Raw genomic sequence first — 22,191 nt, 5'->3', positions numbered from 1 at the left:
CCTAGAGTGACTGGATTACAAGAACGATTCAGCGGAGCCTGCCATGAGCGAGACGACCCGGCATCATCGTGCCTGCCACTTGTGCGAGGCCATCTGCGGCCTGACCATCGAGACCCTGGGCACGCAGATCCTGTCCATCAAGGGCGACCCCGAAGACAGCTTCAGCCGCGGCCATATCTGCCCCAAGGCCGTCGCCTTGCAGGATATCCAGAACGACCCGAACCGCTTGCGCCACCCCATGCGGCGCGTGGGCAACGAGTGGCAGGCGATCACCTGGGAAGAAGCCTTCGCCTTGGTCGCCGAGAGGTTGGCCGGTATCCGCGAGCGCCACGGGTCGAATGCGGTGGCCGTTTATCAGGGCAACCCGAGCGTCCACAACTACGGGTTGATGACGCACAGCAACTATTTCCTCGGCCAGTTGAAAACGCGCAACCGGTTCTCCGCGACCTCCGTGGACCAGCTGCCGCATCACCTCACCAGCCTGATGATGTATGGCCACGGCCTGCTGATCCCGATCCCGGACATCGATCACACCCGTTTCATGCTGATTCTCGGCGGCAATCCGCTGGCATCCAACGGCAGCATCATGACCGTCCCGGATGTCGAGAAGCGCCTCAAGGCCGTGCGGGCACGTTGCGGGCGTCTGGTAGTGGTCGACCCGCGTCGTACCGAAACCGCCGCCATCGCCGACCAGCACCTGTTCATTCGACCCGGTGAAGACGCGGCCCTGCTGCTCGGCTTGCTCAGCACGATGTTCGAGGAGGGCCTGGCCCGACCCGGCGCGCTGCCGATCGATGGCCTGGAGGCGTTGCGCGAAGCGGTCGCACCGTTTTCGGCCGAGTCGATGAGCTTGCGCTGTGGCGTGCCCGCCGAGCAGATTCGTCAGCTGGCGCGGGATTTCGCCGCGGCCGACGGGGCCGTCTGCTATGGCCGCATGGGCGTTTCGACGCAGGCCTTCGGCACCCTGTGCCAGTGGTTGGTGCAGGCGATCAACCTCGTCACCGGCAACCTGGATCGCGTCGGGGGTGCGCTGTGCACCGAACCGGCGGTGGACCTGATCGCCACCACCTCGGGTGGGCATTTCAACCGCTGGCAGAGTCGCGTGTCCGGCTTGCCCGAATACGGCGGTGAACTGCCGGTGTCGGCGCTGGCCGAGGAAATGCTCACCGAGGGGGACGGGCAGGTGCGCGCGCTGGTCACGGTGGCGGGCAATCCGGTGCTCTCGACGCCGAACGGGCGCCAGCTGGAGCGCGCGCTTGATGGGCTGGAGTTCATGCTCAGCGTCGATTTCTACATCAACGAGACCACCCGCTACGCCGACCTCATCCTGCCGCCGACCGCGCCGCTGGAGCATGACCACTACGACAGCACGTTCAACCTCTTGGCGGTGCGCAACGTCACGCGTTTCAACGAGGCGGTCCTGCCCAAGCCGGCCGGCGCGCTGCATGACTGGGAGATATTCGTCGGGCTGGCCAAGGCCTACGCTGCACGCCTGAACACCGAACTCAAGCCCACCCTGGCTCCTCAGCAGATGATCGATCTGGGCCTGCGCGCCGGGCCCTACGGCGACGGCCACCCGCTGGGCCTGAGCCTCGAGCGGTTGCGCGAGTACCCGCATGGACTGGATATCGGCGCGCTCAAGCCGAACCTTGCGGCGCGATTGAAGACGGCGAATCAGCGCATCCAGGCGGCACCGCCACTGATTCGTGAAGACCTCCAGCGCTTTGCCGCACGCCCTCTGCCGGCTGCGGACCGGCTCGTGCTCATCGGCCGTCGCCATGTGCGCAGCAACAACTCCTGGATGCACAACTACCATCGCCTGGTCAAAGGCAAGCCGCGTCATCAGCTGCTGATGAATCCCCTCGACCTCGACCGGTTGGGCCTGGTGGACGGGCAGCGGGTGCGGGTCCGCTCGCGAGTCGGCGCCATCGAGGTGGAGCTCGCCGCCAGCGACGAGATGATGCCGGGTGTCGTCAGCCTGCCGCACGGATGGGGGCATGCGCGCCCTGGTGTGCAGCTTGACGTTGCGAGCCAGCAACCGGGTGCAAGCGCCAACGACCTTACCGATGAGCGTGAGCTTGACGTTTTGTCGGGCAATGCCGTTCTGAACGGTGTGCCGGTGTCCGTCGAAGCCGCCTGATCGCGCCAAACGGTTGCGCCTTGCAGGGCTGGCGCGCACACAAAGGGTTACGCCTGGCAGGCAAAGTCGTCGAAACAGTCTGTACTCAAGGATGTCCATTAACGCATCCATGCAGTCGAGGTTTCCATGACACAGCTCTTCCAGCCGCTCACTCTTCGGCAGTTGACCCTGCCGAACCGCATCGCCGTATCGCCCATGTGCCAGTACTCGGCCAAGGCCGGCATGGCCAACGACTGGCATCTGGTGCATCTGGGCAGCCGCGCAGTGGGCGGGGCAGGGCTGGTGATCGTCGAAGCCACCGCGGTCTCCGCCAACGGTCGCATTTCCCCGGAAGACCTGGGCATCTGGTCCGACGAGCATGTCGAACCGCTGCGCCGCATCACACGCTTCATCGAGGCGCAGGGCTCCTTCGCCGGTATTCAGTTGGCCCATGCCGGGCGCAAGGCGAGTACCTGGCAGCCTTGGTTGGGCCGCCACGGCAGTGTGCCCATCGCCGCGGGCGGGTGGACGCCGGTCGGGCCGTCCACCATTGCTTTCGACCCGGAGCATGCGGTCCCTACCGCGCTGGACGAAACCGGGATAAAGGTCATCGTGCAGGCTTTCGTCCGCGCGGCGGAGCGGGCGCTGGCGGCGGGCTTCAAGGTTGCCGAAGTGCATGCCGCGCACGGCTATCTGCTGCATCAGTTTTTGTCGCCACTCTCGAACCAGAGGCAGGACGCCTACGGTGGCTGCTTCGACAACCGCATCCGGTTGTTACTGGAGGTCACCGAAGCGGTGCGCGCCGTGTGGCCGCAGGAGCTGCCGCTGTTCGTCCGGCTCTCGGCGACCGACTGGGTGCAGGACGGCTGGAACCCGGAGGAGACCGTCGAGCTGGCACGCCGGCTGAAGTCGCTGGGTGTGGACCTGATCGATGTCTCCTCCGGCGGCACGGCGGCCAACGCGGAAATTCCGGTCGGCCCAGGCTATCAGACCCAGTTCGCCGAGCAGGTCCGACGTGAGGCGGGCATCGCTACCGGGACCGTCGGCATGATCACCGAGGCGGTGCAGGCCGAGCACATCCTGCGGACCGGCCAGGCCGATCTCATCCTGTTGGCCCGCGAGCTGCTGCGCGATCCCTACTGGCCGCTGCATGCCGCCGAGGACCTGCGCGACCAGTCCGTGCCGTGGCCCGCACAGTACGTCCGGGCCGCCCACCGCCACACGCCCATCCGGCAGGTACCCGATTCGCTCGATTGATCTTTTACAGGCAGGTGACCCATGAAGACCTCTGGATTGCTCGACCAACTGCTCAAGTCCGGCCAGGATCTTTTGCAAAAACGGTCGGACTCCGTTTCGCGCTCCACCACGGCCCCAGGCGACTCGTTGGGCGATCTGCTTTCAGGCGTCGGTGGTCCACTGGGCAGTGTGCTCGGCGGTTCCGCTGGGCGCGGCGCGCTGGCGACCGGCGCGCTCGGCCTGTTGCTAGGCCGCAAAGGTGGGCGGCGACTGGGTGGCAAGGCCGTAACCTACGGCGGCCTCGCGGCGCTCGGCATGCTGGCCTACAAGGCCTACGGCAATTGGCAGGCGCAGCAGGCCGCCGCGACTGCAGGTGCCGCTCAGTCCGGTCCGGCGCGGGTCGAGCCGAAAACGGTCGACCGCCTGCCGCCGGACCAGGTGGAAGAACACAGCCGCGCGATTCTCAAGGCGCTGGTCGCCGCGGCCAAGGCCGACGGTCATGTCGACGACGAGGAACGCAAGGCGATCGAAGCCGAACTGGCGCAACTCACCGAGGACCCCGCATTGCAGCGCTGGCTCGAGGCGGAATTGAACAAGCCGCTCGATCCAGTGGAGATCGCCGCGGCCGCCAAGACCCCGGAGATGGCGTCGGAAATGTACCTGGCCAGTGTGCTGATGATCGACGAGGACCAGTTCATGGAACGTGCCTACCTCGACGAGCTGGCGCGGCAAATGGGCCTCGATGCGCGTTTGAAGGCCGAACTCGAGAGCCAGGTGCGCGGCGTGTCGGGCTGACTTCAGCCGGCCGACGGGCTGAACGGTGTTTCCCGGGGCGGGCCGGCGATCCCGCATGGGCTGTCAGCGGCAGCCTGCTGCGCTATAATCGCCGGCTTTTGCACCCGTCCGATTGAGAGCTGCCTACCTATGGAAATCAACCCGATCCTCAACAGCATCAAGGACCTGTCCGACCGCACCCAGTCAATTCGGGGGTATCTTTGACTACGATCAGAAGCATGATCGTCTCGTCGAAGTAAACCGCGAACTCGAAGACCCGAACGTCTGGAACAATCCTGAATACGCCCAGAACCTTGGCCGTGAGCGCGCCACCCTGGCACAGATCGTCGAGACCATCGACGACCTCACCGGCAGCCTGACCGACTCGCGCGATCTGCTCGACATGGCCGTCGAAGAAGACGATCAGGGCGCAGTGGACGACGTAGCCGCCGAGCTGGAACGCCTGCGCGGCATTCTCGAAGGGCTGGAGTTCCGCCGCATGTTCAGCGGCGAAATGGACCCGAACAACTGCTACCTGGACATCCAGGCCGGCTCCGGCGGTACCGAGGCCCAGGACTGGGCCAACATGCTGTTGCGCATGTACCTGCGCTGGGCCGACAAGCACGGTTTCGACGCCACCATCATCGAACTGTCCGAAGGCGAAGTCGCCGGTATCAAGGGCGCTACCGTCCATATCAAGGGCGAGTACGCCTTCGGCTGGTTGCGCACCGAGATTGGCGTGCACCGCCTGGTACGCAAGAGCCCGTTCGACTCCGGCAACCGTCGCCACACCTCGTTCACCGCGGTGTTCGTCTCGCCGGAAATCGATGACAACATCGAGATCGAGATCAACCCGGCCGACCTGCGCATCGACACCTACCGCTCCTCGGGCGCCGGTGGACAGCACGTCAACACCACCGACTCGGCGGTGCGTATCACCCACGTGCCGACCAACACCGTGGTGGCCTGCCAGAACGAACGCTCCCAGCACGCCAACAAGGACACCGCCATGAAGATGCTGCGGGCCAAGTTGTACGAACTGGAGATGCAGAAACGCAACGCGGCCTCTCAGGCGCTGGAGGACTCCAAGTCCGATATCGGCTGGGGCCACCAGATCCGTTCCTATGTGCTCGACCAGTCGCGCATCAAGGACCTGCGTACCAACGTCGAGCGCAGCGACTGCGACAAGGTGCTGGATGGGGATCTCGACGAGTACCTCGAGGCCAGCCTGAAACAGGGGCTGTAAAGCTACTGCGCTTGTTCATGCTGCGTTGAAACGGCTCGGATGTTCATTTACAGAACGTAACTTCGCGTCCTCGCCGTTTCAGCATGGCCTACGCGGTCCGACCTACTGAACAGCGCTCTACGTTTACAGATTGCACGGCCATCGACATTAGCTAGCCATTTCACGGGTCAGACGACCCGCGCGACCGGAATAATTGACCATGAGCGAACAACCGCTGAACCAGCACGCCGTCCAAGAGGAAGAAAACAAGCTGATCGCCCAGCGCAAGGAAAAGCTTGCTGCCGTGCGCGAGCAGGGCAATGCCTTCCCCAACGACTTCCGTCGTGACCGCTATGCAGGCGACCTGCAGAAACAGTACGCCGAGAAGACCAAGGAAGAGCTGGAAGCGGCCGTCATTCCGGTCAAGGTCGCCGGGCGCATCATGCTCAACCGCGGGCCGTTCATGGTGCTGCAGGACATGAGCGGGCGCATCCAAGTCTACGTCGATCGCAAGACCCTGCCGGCCGAGCAGGTCGAGGCGGTCAAGCACTTCGACCTGGGCGACATCATCGCCGCCGAGGGCACCCTGGCGCGCTCCGGCAAGGGTGACCTGTACGTCTACATGAACAACGTGCGGCTGCTGACCAAGTCGCTGCGCCCGCTGCCGGACAAGTTCCACGGCCTGACCGACACCGAGCAGCGCTATCGCCAGCGCTACGTCGACCTGATGGTCAACGAGGAGGTGCGCGAAACCTTCCGCGTGCGCTCGAAGGTCATCGCCCACATCCGCAAGTTCCTCGCCGAGCGTGACTTCCTCGAAGTGGAAACGCCGATGCTGCAGACCATCCCTGGCGGTGCCGCGGCCAAGCCGTTCGAGACCCACCACAACGCGCTGGACATGCCGATGTTCCTGCGCATCGCGCCGGAGCTCTACCTCAAGCGTTTGGTGGTCGGTGGCTTCGAGCGCGTGTTCGAAATCAACCGCAACTTCCGTAACGAAGGCGTCTCGACCCGGCACAACCCCGAGTTCACCATGCTCGAGTTCTACCAGGCCTATGCCGACTACGAAGACAACATGGACCTGACCGAGGAGCTGTTCCGCGAGCTGGCCCAGGCCGTGCTCGGCAGCACCGACGTGCCCTATGGCGACAAGGTGTTCCACTTCGGCGAGCCCTTTGCGCGCCTGTCGGTGTTCGACTCCATCCTCAAGTTCAACCCGGAAATCTCGGCCTCCGATCTCAATGACCTGGAGAAGGCCCGTGCCATCGCCAAGAAGGCGGGCGCCAAGCTGCTCGGTCACGAAGGCCTGGGCAAGCTGCAGGTGATGATTTTCGAGGAGCTGGTCGAGCACAAGCTGGAACAGCCGACCTTCATCACCGAGTACCCGTTCGAGGTTTCGCCGCTCGCCCGGCGCAACGATCGCAACCCCAACGTTACCGACCGCTTCGAGCTGTTCATTGGTGGCCGCGAGATCGCCAACGCCTATTCCGAGCTCAACGATGCCGAGGATCAGGCCGAGCGCTTCCACGCCCAGGTGGCCGACAAGGATGCCGGCGATGACGAGGCCATGCACTTCGACGCCGACTTCGTTCGTGCGCTGGAATACGGCATGCCGCCGACCGCCGGCGAGGGCATCGGCATCGACCGTCTGGTGATGCTGCTGACCAACTCGCCGTCGATCCGCGACGTGATCCTCTTCCCGCACATGCGCCCGGAACTCTGATCCACTGAGCCTCGACCCACCCGCCGCGTGCCGACTGCGGCGGTTGCGGGTATAACCTCAAGGGTACGGGGCATCCGTGAAGAGGGACTGATGAACAGCCGTAACAATCTGGACGAGTATCAGACCATCGTACGCGGGCTGTCCGACCGCATCGTCGAGGCGCAGACGCCGGTGCGTGTGCTGGACGCGGTGAAGTGGGACGACGCGACCCGCCAGGCGTTCTTCGCCGCCAAGGGCCGCGAGCTGCCGCAGATCGACCGCGCCTACTACGAAGGCCGTCCGCTGGCCTTCGACTCCAGTGCGAAGAAGCAGGAATTCCAGGACATCGAGCGCGACATCACCCGTCAGCTCGGCCAGTTCAACCCGGTCGGGCAGATCATGCGGCGCATGTGCAAGGAATACCGCATGGTCATCCGCATGCTCGAGGCGCGTGGTACGCCGGACTTCGGCATGATCTCCCAGGAGCTCTACGGCGCGGCGTCCGACGCCTTCCATGCCGGCGACCCGACCCTGGCCGACCTCGGCCTGATGCTCTCCGACTACCTGAACAACATTGCCGATCGCGGTGACCTGCGCGACGAGCCGAAGAATCTCACCGCGCCGCAGGCCGTCGAGCTGCTGCAGAAGCGCCTGGACGTGGTGTTCGGTGAAGGCGAGGGCGTGATCCGCGTCTTCGAATCCGACGGCATCCTCGCCGATGCGGCAGCGGGCGCCGACTACATCAAGATCCGCAGCGACGCGCTGTTCAACGAGCGTGACGTGCGCGCGCTGGAGGTTCACGAAGGGCTGGTGCACGTCGGCACCACGCTCAACGGGCAGAACCAGCCGATCTGCACCTTCCTCGCCAAGGGGCCGCCGTCTTCAACGGTCACTCAGGAAGGCCTGGCAATCCTGATGGAGGTGATCGCCTTCGCCTCCTACCCGACGCGCCTGCGCAAGCTGACCAACCGCACCCGCGCCATTCACATGGCCGAGGAGGGCGCAGACTTCCTCGATGTTTTCGCCTTTTTCCGCGAGCAGGGCTATGGCGACGACGAGAGCTACAGCAACGCCAGCCGCGTGTTCCGCGGCTCGACCCCCGATGGTCTGCCCTTCACCAAGGACCTGTCCTACCTGAAGGGCTTCATCATGATCTACAACTACATCCAGCTGGCCGTGCGCAAGGGCCGGCTCGAGCATATCCCGCTGCTGTTCTGCGGCAAGACCACCCTGGAAGACATGCGCACCCTGCGCCAGCTGGTGGACGAGGGCATGGTCGTCCCGCCCAAGTACCTGCCGCAGCAGTTCCAGGACCTCAATGCGCTGTCGGCCTGGATGTGCTTCTCCAACTTCCTCAATCACCTGAGCCTGGATCGCATCGAAGCGGATTACGCCAACATCCTCTGAGCAGCCTCGGAACAGACTCCGAATCAATCATCACGCAAGGAAGCGTAACGACATGCAAAACCCCGTCTTCGCCCGCCAGTCCAACCCGCTGAACCGCAGCCTCTCGTCTGGCGCCTACAACCTCGTCATCGGCCTGACGCTCTGCTGGGGGTTCTGGGTCAACTGGTGGATGGTCGGCAACATTCCGGTCGAGTCCATTCGCAGCATCCATCCCTGGCTGTTCTTCGGCGGCTACTTCGCCAGCTGCCTGACTGGCGCCCGGCTGTTCCACCGCTCGAGCAAGCCTTGGGTGAGCTTTCGAGGCTATAACCTGGTGGTGGTCCCGTTCGGGCTGATCGTCAATCTGGTGGTGAGCCGCTACGACAGCGCACTGGTGCACGAAGCGATCCGCATCACCGCGCTGGTCACCCTCGGCATGATGCTACTCGGCACGCTGTTTCCGCGCTTCTTCGCCAGCATCGCCAGTGCGCTCACGGTGGCATTGCTGCTGGTCATCGTCGTCGAGCTGGTCGAGCTGTTCATCCTCGGCATCCACCATGGCGTGATCGACTGGATCGTGGTGCTGATTTTCTGCGGTTATGTGGGCGTCGATTGGGGGAGGGCGAACCAGCTTCCCAAGACCCTGGACAACGCCATCGACAGCGCCGCCGCGCTCTATATGGACATCATCAACCTGTTCCTGCGTATCCTGCGCATTCTCGGGCGCAAGTAGGCGAGGGCCGATCGAGGCCGCTCCCGCCGCGCTGCAATCACAGGATCAGGAGCTCGCCGTGGCCAGTCACGAACTCGAATACGAAATCCTCGGACAATCCGCGCAGAGCGTGGAAATCATCCTCGACCCCGGCGAGACGGTGATCGCCGAGGCCGGCGCGATGAACTACATGACCGATGGCGTGCGCTTCGAAGCACGCATGGGCGATGGCTCGGCAAGCGGTGTGCTCGGCAAGCTGTGGGGCATGGGCAAGCGGATGATCACCGGCGAGTCGCTGTTCCTCACCCATTTCACCAACGAAGGCAGGAGCAAATCGCGTGTGGCCTTCGCGGCGCCTTATCCCGGTACGGTGGTGCCGGTGGACCTCGCGGCGGTGGGCGGCACCCTGATCTGCCAGAAGGACTCATTCCTCTGCGCCGCTTTCGGCACGCGGATCGGCGTGAGCTTCAGCAAGCGCATCGGCGCGGGCTTCTTCGGCGGCGAGGGCTTCGTCCTGCAGCGTCTGGATGGCGATGGGCTGGCCTTCGTACACGCGGGTGGAACGGTAATCCGCAAGGAGTTGAACAACGAAACCCTGCGCCTGGATACCGGCTGCCTGGTCGCGTTCACCCAGGGCATCGACTACGACATCCAACTTGCTGGTGGGCTGCGCAGCATGCTGTTCGGCGGCGAAGGGCTGCTGCTGACGACGCTGAAAGGCACCGGCAGCGTCTGGATCCAGAGCCTACCGTTCTCGCGGCTGGCCGAACGGGTCTACGAGGCGACCTACCAGGCTCGCGGCGAGACCCGTGCCGGCGGAAAATGAGGCGACTTGCGCCGCCCCAGATTTGCCACAATCCGTTTTTGACTTTGTCCGAGATCATCCATGTCCGAACGCAATCTGATCCCCTACATTCTCACCGCCGTCGGCACCGTCATCGGGACGGTCGGGGTGCTCAGCTACTACGGCTACGTGCATGTCGCCAAACCCGAGGATGCCTTGCTGCTGGCGGACTTCACAATGCTCAAGACGATCCCCGGCGAGGATTACAAAGTATCCCTCGATCCAGCCCCGCAGGTGGCGCAGTGCATCGATGGTGTGCTCGTGCTGTTCGATACCGAGCACAAGGGACTGACCGGCGTGATGGTGGACAAACGCAAGCGCGCCATTCGCTGCATGGGGCAGGAGACGCCTCGGGAACTCAAATAGCGTTACACACGAAAAGCCCGCCTGCAGGCGGGCTCGGTACGTAGGGGCATCCTCAGCGGATGCCCGTTCCGCTCGATCACTCCATCGAAGAACGCGGCGCGACGCGCTGGTTGTCGTTGGAGATGGTCACCTCGACACGGCGATTCATGGCGCGACTGGAGGGCGAATCGTTGCTCGCCACCGGATACTGTTCGCCATAGCCCACCGTCTGGATGCGCTGCGGATCGACACCCGCGCGCGTCAGCGCACGACGCACGGATTCGGCGCGGCGCTCGGACAGCTGCTGGTTATAGGAATCGGAACCGGTGCTGTCGGTATAGCCCTCGACCACGACCTTGCGTTCCGGATTCTCGTTCAGGAAGTCAGCGAGCTTCTGGATACCGCGCATGCCGGCCGGCTTGAGCTCGGCCTTGTCCAGGTCGAACAGCACGTCACCGAAGGTCACCAGCGTGCCGCGCTCGGTCTGCTTGGCCTGCAGGTCTTGCTGCAGCTTGCGGATCTCTTCCTGCTGACGGCGAAGCTGTTGCTCGCGGGACTCGAGGCGCGCCTCGGCTCGCTTGGCCGACGTCTTCTCGATTTCCTGCTCGGCGGTGCGCAGCGCGATGGTCTGCTCGGCCAGTTCGACACGGCGCTTGGCAAGATAGGCAAGCTGGTCGACGCGCTCTTCGTCGGCATCGTCCTGATAGGCCTTGTTCGCGCGTTCGAGCGCTTTGCCGGCATCTTCGGTTTCCAGTGCCGCGAGGCGGTTCGAGCGGGGGTCGCTCTGAAGCTGGGCGTATTGGCCGCGTACTTGCTCGAGATTGTCATTGGGTTGCGAGGAACAGGCGGCAAGGCCGATGGACATGGCCAGCGCGGTGGGAATAGTCAGTAGTTTGTTCATAACGGGTCATCCTGTGCTGAAAGGCTTCGAGAATTGAGCGTCGTGATCAACGGGTACCGCGCATGCTTTCTTCGCGCAGATCCTGGATCCCCTGTTCGGCCTCCTCGACGGCTTTCTGTGCCTTGGCGGCCTGGGCCTTGCGCTCGGCGACACGGGCATCCCACTCGGCCTGTTCGGCGAGCTTGCGGGCCTTGTCGTAGTTTTCCTTCTGCATTTCCAGTTCGGCCTGCTTCCACTTTTCCTGCGCGGCGCGCATCTCGACAGCAGCGAACTCGGTACCGCCGGCGCTGACGGCGCTGCGCACAGCCGACTCGGTCACGGCGAACTGCTCGTTCGGTGGGTTGCCGGCGCAGCCCACCAGCAGCAGGCCTCCCAATGCCACGGCGGCCAACTTGGGCAGCTGGAAACGCGAAAGGGGGCTTTCGAGGGTGTTCATTTTCATGGCCAGTCTCCAATGCAAGTGTTGCCTGACGGATCGGAACAACGCCCGCATGCGTCGATTCGCGGTCTGAACAGCGGCGTGCTGTCAGAGCGGGCATATTTTTGTGAGGCCAGCAGGCTGCAATCGTTCAACGAAACGCTTGCCAACACCTCTGTAGCGACCCTTTCGAGCACATGTGCAGGCTCATGCCTGGCCCTTCTGCTCGGCCAGCAATCGCTCCAGGTGCTTGCGCGACAGCGCGAGAAAACGCGGCGTCGGACCGACGTCCTCATAAATGGGGTCGCCCTGCTCATCCGTGGAGATGACCTTGGTGCCCTGCTTGTAAGGCAGGCTGGTCTCGATCGCTTCGAGTGCCGCACCGACCAGCTCGCCAAGCAGCTCCTCGGCGCTGCGCTTGGGATACATCTCGGCCAGTGCCGCCAGCCGTGCGGCGCTTTCGATGTCCAGGTGGAGGTGATACTCCTGGCTGCTCATCCGTCCGCTGGCGGAGTTTTCCCATTCGCGGACCAGTTCGGATATTTTCATTTCGCGTCATCCTTAGCTCGTCTTGGCGAGCGTGTTCAAAGTGAGTGGTGGCGCGGTTGCCCGGGTTCTTGCCGGGACGCCTTGTCAGCGACGACCGCGCTGGGCACTCTGTTTGGAGGTGTTTTGTCGCGCTGCCGTTCAGCATCCAGGTGCGTTTCGGTGGGCGCGGCTTCGCTGAAGCGGCCAGGGGAGAGGAAACATGGCGAAAATCGATGCGCGCTTGCGCGAGAACGTCCATCTGCTCGGTGAGCTGCTGGGAAATACCATCCGCGAACAGCATGGCGAGGCGTTCTTCGACAAAATCGAGCGGATTCGCAAGGGCGCCAAGGGCGCCCGACGGGGCTCGGCCGACGGCGCGCGGTTGTTGCAGGAGACCCTCGACGGCCTGGCTGATGACGAACTCCTGCCGATGACCCGCGCCTTCAACCAGTTCCTCAACCTCGCCAACATCGCCGAACAGCATCACCGGGTCCGACGCCGCCGGCCGGGCGAGTTGGCGCCGTTCGAGTCCGGCGTGCTGGGCGGACTGCTGGAACGGCTGAAAGCCGAAGGCTTCGGTCAGGACAGCATCGCGCGCCAGGTCGGCAGGCTGGACATCGAACTGGTCCTGACGGCGCACCCGACTGAGGTGTCGCGGCGCACGCTGATCCAGAAGTACGACGCCATCGCCGAGCAACTGGCCGCACGTGACCACACCGACCTCAGCGCCACGGAGCAGGCCGAGATCGAGCTGCGTCTGCAGCGTCTGATTGCCGAGGTCTGGCACACCGAGGAAATTCGCCGCAGCCGGCCGACCCCGGTGGAGGAGGCCAGGTGGGGCTTCGCCGTGATCGAAAACTCGCTCTGGCAGGCACTGCCCAACGTCCTGCGGCACACCGATCTGGCGCTGCGCCGCAGTACCGGCCTGCACCTGCCGCTGGATGCGGCGCCCATCCGTTTCGCTTCCTGGATGGGCGGCGACCGCGATGGCAATCCGAACGTGACGGCAGCGGTGACGCGGGAAGTCCTGCTGCTGGCGCGCGGGGTCGCTGCCGATCTGTTTCTCAGAGACCTGGACGGCCTCATCGCGGCGTTGTCCATGCAAGCCGCCACTGACGAGCTGATCGCGCAGAGCGGCGCCTCCGCCGAGCCCTATCGCGCCTTGCTCAAACGCTTGCGTGATCGCCTGCAGATCACGCGGGACTGGGCCCGTCAGGCGGTCAGGCAGGACCTGCCGGCGCCCTCCGACGTGCTGGAGCACAACCGCGAACTGCGTGAGCCGCTGGAGCTTTGCTACCGCTCGCTGCATGCCTGCGGCATGGGCGTGATCGCTGACGGCGCGCTGCTCGACACGCTCCGCCGTGCCGCCGCGTTCGGATTGTTCCTGGCGCGGCTCGACATCCGTCAGGACTCCACCCGGCATGCATCGGCGCTGGCCGAGATCACCGACTATCTGGGGCTCGGGCACTATGACCAGTGGGACGAGCCGCAACGCCTGGACTTTCTGCAACGGGAGCTGAACAACCGCCGGCCGCTGCTGCCGCCAGACTTCCAGCCTTCGGCCGAAACCGCCGAAGTGCTGGCGACCTGTCGGGTGGCGGCGCGCGCACCGGGTGCAGCACTGGGTTCGTACGTCATTTCCATGGCCCGCGGTGCGTCCGACGTGCTCGCCGTGCAGCTGCTGCTCAAGGAAGCGGGCCTGCAGAGGCCGATGCGCGTGGTGCCGCTGTTCGAAACCCTCGACGATCTGAACAACGCCGGCCCGACCATCGAATGCCTGCTCGAACTGCCGGGCTATCGCCAGCGCCTGTATGGTCCGCAGGAGGTGATGATCGGCTATTCGGACTCGGCCAAGGATGCCGGGACCACCGCGGCGGCCTGGGCGCAGTACCGCGCCCAGGAGCGACTCGTCGAGATCTGCCGGGCGCATGAGGTCGAGCTGCTGCTGTTCCATGGCCGCGGCGGCACCGTCGGTCGCGGTGGCGGCCCGGCGCACGCGGCGATCCTGTCGCAGCCGCCGGGCTCAGTGGCCGGGCGATTCCGCACCACCGAGCAGGGCGAGATGATCCGTTTCAAGTTCGGCCTGCCGGATATCGCCGAACAGAACCTCAACCTGTATCTCGCCGCCGTGCTGGAGGCGACCCTATTGCCGCCGCCCATGCCCGAACCGGACTGGCGCGAGACCATGGACCGATTGGCCGCGGACGGTGTGAAGGCCTACCGTGGCGTGGTGCGTGACCATCCTCAGTTCGTCGAATACTTCCGACAGGCCACGCCGGAGCAGGAACTCGGACGTCTGCCGCTCGGCAGCCGACCGGCCAAGCGCCGCGAAGGCGGGGTGGAGAGTCTGCGCGCCATTCCCTGGATCTTCGCCTGGACCCAGACGCGCCTCATGCTGCCCGCCTGGTTGGGGTGGGAGCTGGCGTTGCAGCAAGCCCTGGCGCGTGGTGAGGGCGACCGGTTGCAGGTCATGCGCGAGCGCTGGCCGTTCTTCATGACGCGGATCGACATGCTGGAGATGGTGTTGGCCAAGGCCGATGCCGACATCGCCCGGCGCTACGACGAGCGGCTGGTCAGCCAGCCACTTCAGCCGCTGGGCGTGGATCTGCGTGACAGATTGTCGCAGGCGGTCGAGGCCGTACTTGGCCTGACCGGCCAGTCGCAGCTGCTGGCACACAGCCCGGATACCCTCGAGGCGTTCAGCCTGCGCAACACCTATCTGGACCCGTTGCACCTGATGCAGACCGAGCTGCTGGCGCGATCCCGGCAACAGCAGGACCCGGCCGAAAGCCCACTGGAGCAAGCCCTGCTGGTCAGCGTCGCGGGGATCGCGGCCGGCTTGCGCAACACCGGCTAGGCTTTTCTTCGCGGCTCCGAATCGTCGAGAGCGGCCACTCGGCGAGATCTGCGACCTGCTCATGGACGGTGCGTCGTCGCGGCTCCAGGCCTCGCGGGGCGAGGCTTGGACGCCGCTTGTCTGGTTTCTGTGCGCTGTGTATCGTGTTCAACCTTTTGTCGCATGGCGGCAAACCAGAATTTTTGATTCGCCAGGGCGAGGGTACAGTCGACAGCCCTGGCGACACCCCTTTTTTGCAAAGTTGAGGATTCGCCCATGCGCGTCATTCTGTTGGGAGCGCCCGGTGCCGGGAAAGGTACGCAGGCCCGCTTTATCACCGAGAAGTTCGGTATTCCGCAGATCTCTACCGGCGACATGCTGCGTGCGGCAGTCAAGGCCGGTACGCCGCTGGGTCTGCAGGTCAAGGACGTCATGGACAGCGGCGGTCTGGTGTCCGACGAAATCATCATTGCGCTGATCCAGGAGCGTCTGCAGCAGCCCGATTGCGAGAAGGGCTTTCTGTTCGACGGCTTCCCGCGCACCATTCCGCAGGCCGAGGCGCTGCGCCAGGCGGGCGTCAAGCTTGATCATGTGCTCGAGATCGCCGTGGACGACGAGGAAATCGTCGGTCGCCTCTCCGGTCGCCGCGTGCATCCGGCGTCCGGGCGTGTCTATCACACCGAGCACAACCCGCCGAAGGTCAGCGGGATCGATGACCTGACCGGCGAGGAGCTGGTGCACCGGAAGGACGATCTCGAAGAAACCGTTCGCCATCGCCTGAGTGTCTACCATTCCCAGACCAAGCCGCTGGTGGCCTTCTACCAGAACCTCGAAGCCGCGGAAGGCACGCCCAAGTGCAGCCGCATCGAGGGCGTCGGTACTGTCGAGCAGATCACTGCCAAGGTACTGGCCGCGCTGAGCTGAACTGCTTCGACACGAACCCCGCCGTCGGCGGGGTTTTGTTTTTCTGGCGCCTGAAGGCGTGCCCTAAGGTTGTTACAGCGGGCCTGCACGGCGGGGTTGCTGCTACAATCGCCGCCTTTTTCACAGAGCCGATCCGCCGATGTCCACGCTGCTCGCCCTCGATACCGCCACCGAAGCCTGCTCCGTTGCGCTGCTGCATGACGGCCAGGTGCTGAGCCACTACGAGGTGATACCGCGCCTGCACGCGCAGCGCCTGTTGCCGATGATTCAGGGCCTGCTGGCCGAAGCCGGGATCAGCCTGTCGGCGGTCGACGCCCTGGCGTTCGGTCGCGGTCCCGGGGCGTTTACCGGCGTGCGGATTGCCGTAGGGGTGGTGCAGGGCCTGGCGTTCGCACTGGAGCGGCCGGTGCTGCCGGTCTCCACCCTGGCCACCATCGCCCAGCGCGCCCGACGCGAGCAGGCGGTCGAGCAGGTCGCGGTAGCCATCGATGCGCGCATGGATGAGGTCTACTGGGCCTGTTACCGCGCCCAGGGCGAGGATATGCAGCTGGCCGGTATCGAGGCCGTGTTGCCCCCTGAGCAGGTCAGCCTGCCGCGCGATGCGGCGGGAAGCTGGTTCGGTGCTGGCACTGGCTGGCGCTACGCCGAGCGGCTGGCCGTACGGCCGAGCCGCTGTGACGCCTCGTTGCTGCCACACGCCGAGGACCTGTTGAGCCTGGCCCGCCACGCCTGGGCGCGCGGGGAGGCGGTCGCAGCCGAGCAGGCACAGCCGATCTACCTGCGCGATAACGTCGCCACCCCAAAGGTCGAGCGCTAACCGATGGCGACGAGCGGCATTGCGAATTTCCAGGCAGCTCGCTAGAGTCGCGGCACTTGCTGCAGGTGAATGATGCGCCTAAACGGTCTCGCCCCTTCCGCTTACCCGATCGAACGCGTTCCCCAGCGGGACAGCGTGACGGTGCCCTATCGCGAAAGCGAAAAGGCAGCGGAACAGCTACGCGAATCGATCGTCACCCCGGCCAATCAGGCCGACGCCACTTACGAACACCTTTCTCGCCCGACCAAGAGCGAATCGACCGATTACGCCTCGGTCGTCTCCGGCGACTTCATGCCCGCGCGCTTCGAGGCGATGATGGAGCGGCCCTTGACCAGCCGCGCGGCGCAGGCGCTGCAGAGCTACGGCACCACGGCCAGCTTCAGTCCGGATGTCGACGCGCATGAGGTGCTTGGTCTGGACCTCTACGCCTGAGGCGTAGCCATCGCGCTTGGACCTGCCTTACTTCCTCGGTTGCCCGTCCTGGAATGAACCTGCCTGGCGCGGTTCGCTGTATCCGCCTGACCTTCCGGCCAGCGAGTTTCTTGAGGGCTATTGCCGGATATTCAACAGCGTCGAAGGCAACACCACACTCTACGCCTGGCCATCGGAGCAGACGGTCGAGCGCTGGGCTGCGCGCATGCCGGACGGGTTTCGCTTCTGCGCCAAGCTGCCTCGCGAGATCAGCCAGGCGCCCGATCTGCGCGAGACCGGCGAGCTGGTCGAGACCTTCCGTCGCCTGATGGGGCCATTGGACGGGCGGGTGACACCGTTCTGGCTGCAATTGCCGGCCGCCTTCGGTCCTGGCCGGATCGGTGAGCTGGTCGGGCTGATCGAGCAGCTCGACCGGCCCCTTGCGATAGAGGTGCGCCATCCCGCCTTCTTCGCCCGGGGTGAGGAGGAGCGGGCGCTCAATCGGCTGCTGCTTGAGCGTGGCGTCGAGCGCATCTGCATGGATACCCGCGCACTGTTCAGTTGCCGCTCCCTCGAGCCGGCGGTCCTGCATGCGCAAAGCAAGAAGCCACGGCTACCGGTGCGGCCAACCGCTTTCAGCGACGCGCCGCAATTGCGCTTCGTTGGTCATCCCGAGCTCATCGCCAATGATCGCTTCCTGCTGCCCTGGCTGGACAAGGTGGCCGGCTGGATCGAGTCGGGCAAGTCTCCGCATGTCTACCTGCACACGCCGGACAATCGGCTGGCGCCGGACCTCGCACTTCGGTTTCACACGTAGTTGCGCGAGCGCTTGCCCGGATTGCCGGCGCTGGCGCTACCGGCCCCACGGGACGAGGCGCAACTGTCGCTGCTCGGATGCGGCTGACCTCGGGTCCCGCTGCAACCTTTGCCTCAAGGCCGTTGCCGAAACGGTATGACGGTAGGTCGATTCTTTCTGCTTCTGCTGATCCTGGGCGCCGGGTTCGTCTACGCGGTGTGGCGTGGTCACGTCGACGTGCCGGGCAAATGGAACCCCTGGGCGCCGCTGGACCTTCGCGAGCCACCGAACCTGCTCACGCCGTTCAAGCTCGAGCGCCTGCAGCATAGCCGCGTGCTGTGCGAACAGGCCCTGGCCAGCTCAGCGCTGGATTACGTCGCGCTGCCCGACAGCACACCGCAGGCCGGTTGTCCGGTCGAGAATGCGGTGAGGATTCGCGGTTCGGCCGTGAGCTTCAACGCGCCCTTCATGGCGACCTGCCCTCTGGCGGCTGCCTATGCGCTATTCGAGCGGCACGGCCTGCAGCCGGCGGCCGAGCAGGTGTTCGGCCAGCCGGTGGTGCGGATCGATCATTTCGGCAGTTTCGCCTGCCGTAACATCGCCCGCAGCAACCGCCGCAGCCAGCATGCCTCGGCCAATGCGCTCGACCTCGCCGGGTTTCGCCTCGCCGACGGTACGCGCATTACCGTCGCACGCGACTGGGCGGGGGACGGCGACAAGTCGCGTTTCCTGCGGCAGGTCAAAGCGGCCGCCTGCGATGCCTTCAGGATCACCCTGAGCCCGGAATACAACGCCGCGCATCACGATCACTTCCATGTCGACATGGGCGGCTTCGGTCTGTGCCGCTGAAGCGCGGTGCCTCGTGCTCTGGCAGAATGCGCCGTTTCCATCGTCGAGCGCCGCCATGTCCGCCCACCGCCCCCTTGTCCATGTCGAAGCGCTCGCACCGTCCTTCGCCGAGCAGGCCCAGGCGTGGGCCTCCCGCCTGGGATTGCCGATGCGGGCCGAGGGGGCCGAATTCGTGCTGCAGGTCGGGGAGGGTGGCTTGCAGTTGCAGATGCTCGGTCCGCTGGCACCCGGCCCTGTGCGAGTGGATTTTCTCGAAGGAGGGGCAGCGCATCGCCGTCAGTTCGGTGGCGGCAGCGGGCAGATGATCGCCAAGGCCGTGGGCATTCAGCCCGGCATACGGCCGTCAGTGCTGGACGCCACGGCCGGGCTGGGGCGCGATGCGTTCGTGCTGGCGACGCTGGGCTGTGAGCTGACCCTTTGCGAGCGACAACCCTTGATTGCCGCACTGCTCGAAGACGGCCTCGCCCGCGCCCGTGTGGATGCCGAGGTGGCGGCGATCGTGGCACGCATGCGCTTGCTGCACGGTAACGCCATCGAGTTGATGGACCTGTGGCAGGGCGAACCGCCGCAGGTGATCTACCTGGACCCGATGTTCCCGCACCGGGACAAGAGTGCCCTGGTCAAGAAGGAGATGCGGCTGTTCCGCCCCTTCGTGGGCGACGACCTGGATGCCGCCACGTTGCTCGACCGGGCCCTGGCGCTCGCAACCCATCGCGTGGTGGTCAAGCGCCCGCGCAAGGCGCCGGCGATCGAAGGCGCCAGGCCGAGCTACTGCCTGGAAGGCAAGTCCAGCCGCTACGACATCTACCCGAAGAAGAAGCTCCAGCCAACCGCTCAGTAACCTCGTTTCGGGTCTACCAGATTCGCCAGGGGTCGACCGTCACGCAGGGCCTGCAGGTTCTGCGCGACCACGCCTGCTGCGCTTCGCGCGTCGGTCATCGCCGCGACGTGGGGCAGCACCGTGACGTTCGGATGCCGCCAGAACGGATGCTCGGCCGGCAGGGGCTCATGGTGGAAAACGTCGAGCACGGCGTGGCCGATCTGGCCGGTGTCTAGCGCCTCGAGCAGCGCGTCTTCGACAAGGTGAGCGCCCCGCGCGAGATTGACCAGCCCAGCGCCTCGCGGCAGGGCATTGAACAGCGGCGTGTCGAGCAGGCCTTCGGTCTGCGGAGTCAGCGGCAACAGGTTGATGAGGATGTCGGTGCGCTGCAGCAGGCCCTGAAGTGCCGCGTTCCCGCTGCAGGTCTCGATGCCGTCCATTTCGGTCGGCCGGCTGCTCCAGCCGGCCACCGTGTAGCCCAGCCCGGCCAGGCGGGAAGCGCAGCAGCGGCCCATCTGACCCAGACCCAGGATCGTCACGCGGACTTCGTCGGCCCGCCGCTGCGGCCATTGCTGCCAACGTGTCGCCTGCTGTTGCGCCGCGTACCGAAAGAACCCGCGGTGCAGCGAAAGCGTGGCCCAGACGGCCGTCTGCGCCATCGCCTGGTTCATGGCCGGGTCGACCATCCGTGCCACCGGCACGCCCGCCGGCAGGCTGGCGTCCAGCATCAAGCGATCGACGCCGGCCCAGAGCGACTGGATCAGCCGCAGATTGGGTAGATGGCGCAGCGCGCCGGGTGGCGGATTGGCGACCACCGCCGCCTCGATGCGCTGCGCCTCGTCGGCGCTGGGAGAGAGGTGCCAATTGGCGTCGGGGCAGGCTGATCGCAGGGCGTCGAGCCATTCGTCGCGCTCGGCATCGTCGAAGCTGCCGCAGAGCAGGATATCCATGAGTCGCTCCATTCAGAGGTCCCGATGGAGGGTAACGGGGCAGGGGGTGCACTGTCTTGCGGCGTTTCGATTGATCTCGCTCAAGTCCTAAAGGCGAGCTTGTATCCGGCCGTTACGTTCGGCTTGCTTAATACCGGCGACGGTGGCATTGGTAGATCAGGCCGTTTGAGGCTGAACGGTGGTTACCCAGATCGCGTAGAAGGAATAAGCGTATGCAAATCCAGGTACATAGCGACAACCACATCGAAGGCAGCGCCCGTCTGGTCAATTGGGTCAGTGCCAGTGTTGCCGACAAGCTGGAGCGTTTCGACGAGGGTGTGACCCGGGTAGTGGTGCACCTGAACGACGAAAACGGAATCAAGGCTGGCGCCCAGGACAAGCGCTGCCAGATCGAGGCGCGGCCGAAGGGCCAGCAGCCGGTTTCCGTCTCGCACAAGGCTGCCTCGCTCGAGCTGGCGGTCGATGGTGCCATTGGCAAGCTGAACAATGCACTCAAGCACCAGTTCGGCAAGTCGCGCAGCAAGCGCGTGTCCGCCCCCGTTCCGCTGGAAGGAGAAACGCTCGAAGCCGAGGGCCGCGACGCTTTGCTCGAAGCGGATTTCTACGACGAAGCGCCCGTCCGGGCCTTCTAGCCCCACCTCAGGCGGCGGGCGCCGATCTCTTGCAGCCCGCCGCTTACCCGCTCGGCGGAGCCCTCCGCTCCGCCATGCCTCTCAGTGAGGCGACCGCCGGACCTTCGTGTCCACCATCGCTGTGCTAAACCTAATGGACGAGTCGCGCTGGGGCGCAAATGCCCCACGTGGCCGCGGAACGTAACCAGAGGGGGACAATCAGCCGCACCGGCGACGAACGACCGCCAGTGCCAGACAGCGACGAGGTGAACCATGAGCATGATGCAATGCGAGTATCGCGACCACGTCATCACCGCCGAGGTGATGGAGCATCCCGGCACGCCAACGCCTTGGGCCGGCGGCTGCCGTATCAGCAACATGCAAGGTCAGACGACAAGGCGCATGGCGCTTCCGGTCGGCCATGCCTTCATGGCGGAACTGGAGCAAGCGCAGCGTGCCTCCATCGCCCACGGCAAATGGCTGGTGGACCAGTGCCTGGACCACGGTCGTCAGCTCTTCGACAAAGCCGCCTGATGCTTTCGGGGCCTCGCCATCTGGCGAGGCCCGTCCTTTTCTTCCCCTGCTTCCAGCGTATCGCTCGTTGAACTGTGTGTGCTCACGCGCCTCTACTGAGAGGGTTGCCTGCCGCCTGGCAGGCACATGACCAACCAGCCTGAGGAGCCGTTTTCATGGAACTTCCCAACAAAGACATGAGCACCCTGTTCGAACAGCTGGGCCTGCCGTCCGATCCGCAAAGCATCGACGATTTCATCGCCCGCCACGCGCCGTTGCCCAACGAGGTTCGCCTCGCCGACGCACCGTTCTGGAACGATTCACAGCGGTCGTTGCTGAGGGACGAGTGGATCGAGGACGCCGAGTGGGCGCCCATCGTCGATGAGCTCAACGCTCGGCTGCATGAAGAGCAGAACGAATAGGCGACGCGCCGACTGGCGGCGGGCTATGGGCCCGATAGTCAGAATCTGAAGA

The 22,191-nt window shown here is 65.0% G+C and carries 22 protein-coding genes and 1 pseudogene; 19 read left to right on the top strand and 4 right to left on the bottom strand.

Annotation, left to right across the window (positions count from 1 at the left end; all coding sequences use genetic code 11):
- Positions 1–43: 43 nt before the first annotated feature.
- From MST27_RS11865 to MST27_RS11825, 9 genes are all read left to right on the top strand, one after another.
- Positions 44–2,140, top strand: a complete 2,097-nt coding sequence (locus MST27_RS11865; RefSeq protein ID WP_243606148.1) for a molybdopterin oxidoreductase family protein — start codon at positions 44–46, stop codon at positions 2,138–2,140.
- A 126-nt stretch (positions 2,141–2,266) separates the two neighbouring features.
- The gene (locus MST27_RS11860; protein WP_243606147.1) at positions 2,267–3,376 is read left to right on the top strand and encodes an NADH:flavin oxidoreductase/NADH oxidase; all 1,110 of its coding nucleotides are present in this window, start codon (positions 2,267–2,269) and stop codon (positions 3,374–3,376) included.
- 21 nt (positions 3,377–3,397) lie between these two features.
- On the top strand, positions 3,398–4,150 hold the full coding sequence (locus MST27_RS11855; RefSeq protein ID WP_243606146.1) for a tellurite resistance TerB family protein: 753 nt from the start codon (positions 3,398–3,400) through the stop codon (positions 4,148–4,150).
- 129 nt (positions 4,151–4,279) lie between these two features.
- Positions 4,280–5,375, top strand: a protein-coding gene (prfB, locus tag MST27_RS11850; protein ID WP_243606145.1) for a peptide chain release factor 2 whose coding sequence is annotated in 2 segments (ribosomal slippage) — positions 4,280–4,351 and positions 4,353–5,375 — 1,095 coding nt in all. Because the reading frame shifts where the segments join, the coding sequence is not laid out codon by codon here.
- Positions 5,376–5,574: 199 nt separating this feature from the next.
- Positions 5,575–7,077 (top strand): lysine--tRNA ligase, encoded by a 1,503-nt coding sequence (gene lysS, locus MST27_RS11845; RefSeq protein ID WP_243606144.1) that lies wholly within the window; start codon positions 5,575–5,577, stop codon positions 7,075–7,077.
- A 90-nt stretch (positions 7,078–7,167) separates the two neighbouring features.
- On the top strand, positions 7,168–8,463 hold the full coding sequence (locus MST27_RS11840) for a flavohemoglobin expression-modulating QEGLA motif protein (RefSeq protein WP_243606143.1): 1,296 nt from the start codon (positions 7,168–7,170) through the stop codon (positions 8,461–8,463).
- 52 nt (positions 8,464–8,515) lie between these two features.
- Positions 8,516–9,175 (top strand): Bax inhibitor-1 family protein, encoded by a 660-nt coding sequence (locus MST27_RS11835; RefSeq protein WP_243606142.1) that lies wholly within the window; start codon positions 8,516–8,518, stop codon positions 9,173–9,175.
- 58 nt (positions 9,176–9,233) lie between these two features.
- Complete coding sequence (locus tag MST27_RS11830; RefSeq protein ID WP_243606141.1) at positions 9,234–9,980, top strand: TIGR00266 family protein; 747 nt, start codon at positions 9,234–9,236, stop codon at positions 9,978–9,980.
- 60 nt (positions 9,981–10,040) lie between these two features.
- On the top strand, positions 10,041–10,364 hold the full coding sequence (locus MST27_RS11825; RefSeq protein ID WP_243606140.1) for a PA3694 family proteiin: 324 nt from the start codon (positions 10,041–10,043) through the stop codon (positions 10,362–10,364).
- Between the two features lie 76 nt (positions 10,365–10,440).
- Here MST27_RS11825 and lptF read toward each other — a convergent pair whose 3' ends face one another.
- The 3 genes from lptF to MST27_RS11810 all read right to left on the bottom strand — a co-directional run bounded on the left by lptF (position 10,441) and on the right by MST27_RS11810 (position 12,211).
- Positions 10,441–11,244 (bottom strand): lipotoxin F family OmpA-related lipoprotein LptF, encoded by an 804-nt coding sequence (lptF, locus tag MST27_RS11820; protein ID WP_243606139.1) that lies wholly within the window; start codon positions 11,242–11,244, stop codon positions 10,441–10,443.
- Between the two features lie 46 nt (positions 11,245–11,290).
- A complete protein-coding gene (locus MST27_RS11815) occupies positions 11,291–11,686 on the bottom strand; it encodes a DUF4398 domain-containing protein (protein WP_243606138.1) in 396 nt (131 codons plus the stop codon).
- A 183-nt stretch (positions 11,687–11,869) separates the two neighbouring features.
- Complete coding sequence (locus tag MST27_RS11810; protein WP_243606137.1) at positions 11,870–12,211, bottom strand: pilin assembly protein; 342 nt, start codon at positions 12,209–12,211, stop codon at positions 11,870–11,872.
- Between the two features lie 199 nt (positions 12,212–12,410).
- Here MST27_RS11810 and ppc point away from each other — a divergent pair, with 199 nt between their 5' ends.
- The 7 genes and pseudogenes from ppc to MST27_RS11775 all read left to right on the top strand — a co-directional run bounded on the left by ppc (position 12,411) and on the right by MST27_RS11775 (position 19,664).
- Positions 12,411–15,047 carry a phosphoenolpyruvate carboxylase gene (gene ppc / locus MST27_RS11805; protein WP_243606136.1) on the top strand — a complete coding sequence of 879 codons (2,637 nt, stop codon included), beginning with the start codon at positions 12,411–12,413 and terminating at the stop codon, positions 15,045–15,047.
- Positions 15,048–15,302: 255 nt separating this feature from the next.
- A complete protein-coding gene (gene adk / locus MST27_RS11800) occupies positions 15,303–15,950 on the top strand; it encodes an adenylate kinase (protein ID WP_243606135.1) in 648 nt (215 codons plus the stop codon).
- A 139-nt stretch (positions 15,951–16,089) separates the two neighbouring features.
- Positions 16,090–16,767, top strand: a complete 678-nt coding sequence (tsaB, locus tag MST27_RS11795) for a tRNA (adenosine(37)-N6)-threonylcarbamoyltransferase complex dimerization subunit type 1 TsaB (RefSeq protein WP_243606134.1) — start codon at positions 16,090–16,092, stop codon at positions 16,765–16,767.
- A gap of 72 nt (positions 16,768–16,839) precedes the next feature.
- On the top strand, positions 16,840–17,199 hold the full coding sequence (locus tag MST27_RS11790) for a hypothetical protein (protein ID WP_243606133.1): 360 nt from the start codon (positions 16,840–16,842) through the stop codon (positions 17,197–17,199).
- A gap of 16 nt (positions 17,200–17,215) precedes the next feature.
- A pseudogene (locus MST27_RS11785) lies at positions 17,216–18,082 on the top strand (DUF72 domain-containing protein).
- A 48-nt stretch (positions 18,083–18,130) separates the two neighbouring features.
- The gene (locus tag MST27_RS11780) at positions 18,131–18,823 is read left to right on the top strand and encodes an extensin-like domain-containing protein (protein WP_243606132.1); all 693 of its coding nucleotides are present in this window, start codon (positions 18,131–18,133) and stop codon (positions 18,821–18,823) included.
- A 55-nt stretch (positions 18,824–18,878) separates the two neighbouring features.
- Positions 18,879–19,664 (top strand): class I SAM-dependent methyltransferase, encoded by a 786-nt coding sequence (locus tag MST27_RS11775; protein ID WP_243606131.1) that lies wholly within the window; start codon positions 18,879–18,881, stop codon positions 19,662–19,664.
- Here MST27_RS11775 and MST27_RS11770 read toward each other — a convergent pair.
- On the bottom strand, positions 19,658–20,593 hold the full coding sequence (locus MST27_RS11770) for a 2-hydroxyacid dehydrogenase (RefSeq protein ID WP_243606130.1): 936 nt from the start codon (positions 20,591–20,593) through the stop codon (positions 19,658–19,660). The two genes, MST27_RS11775 and MST27_RS11770, sit on opposite strands and share 7 nt — an antisense overlap.
- A gap of 212 nt (positions 20,594–20,805) precedes the next feature.
- Here MST27_RS11770 and MST27_RS11765 point away from each other — a divergent pair, with 212 nt between their 5' ends.
- The 3 genes from MST27_RS11765 to MST27_RS11755 all read left to right on the top strand — a co-directional run bounded on the left by MST27_RS11765 (position 20,806) and on the right by MST27_RS11755 (position 22,139).
- Positions 20,806–21,225, top strand: a complete 420-nt coding sequence (locus tag MST27_RS11765; RefSeq protein WP_243606129.1) for an HPF/RaiA family ribosome-associated protein — start codon at positions 20,806–20,808, stop codon at positions 21,223–21,225.
- Between the two features lie 252 nt (positions 21,226–21,477).
- Positions 21,478–21,738: a hypothetical protein gene (locus MST27_RS11760; protein WP_243606128.1), complete on the top strand. Its 261-nt coding sequence runs from the start codon at positions 21,478–21,480 to the stop codon at positions 21,736–21,738.
- A gap of 155 nt (positions 21,739–21,893) precedes the next feature.
- Positions 21,894–22,139: a DUF2789 domain-containing protein gene (locus MST27_RS11755; RefSeq protein WP_243606127.1), complete on the top strand. Its 246-nt coding sequence runs from the start codon at positions 21,894–21,896 to the stop codon at positions 22,137–22,139.
- Positions 22,140–22,191 lie beyond the last annotated feature (52 nt).

The organism is Stutzerimonas marianensis, from assembly GCF_022810315.1.
GTDB classification, from domain to species: Bacteria; Pseudomonadota; Gammaproteobacteria; order Pseudomonadales; family Pseudomonadaceae; genus Stutzerimonas; species Stutzerimonas marianensis.
This window is presented reverse-complemented; position numbering and strand designations above follow the sequence as displayed.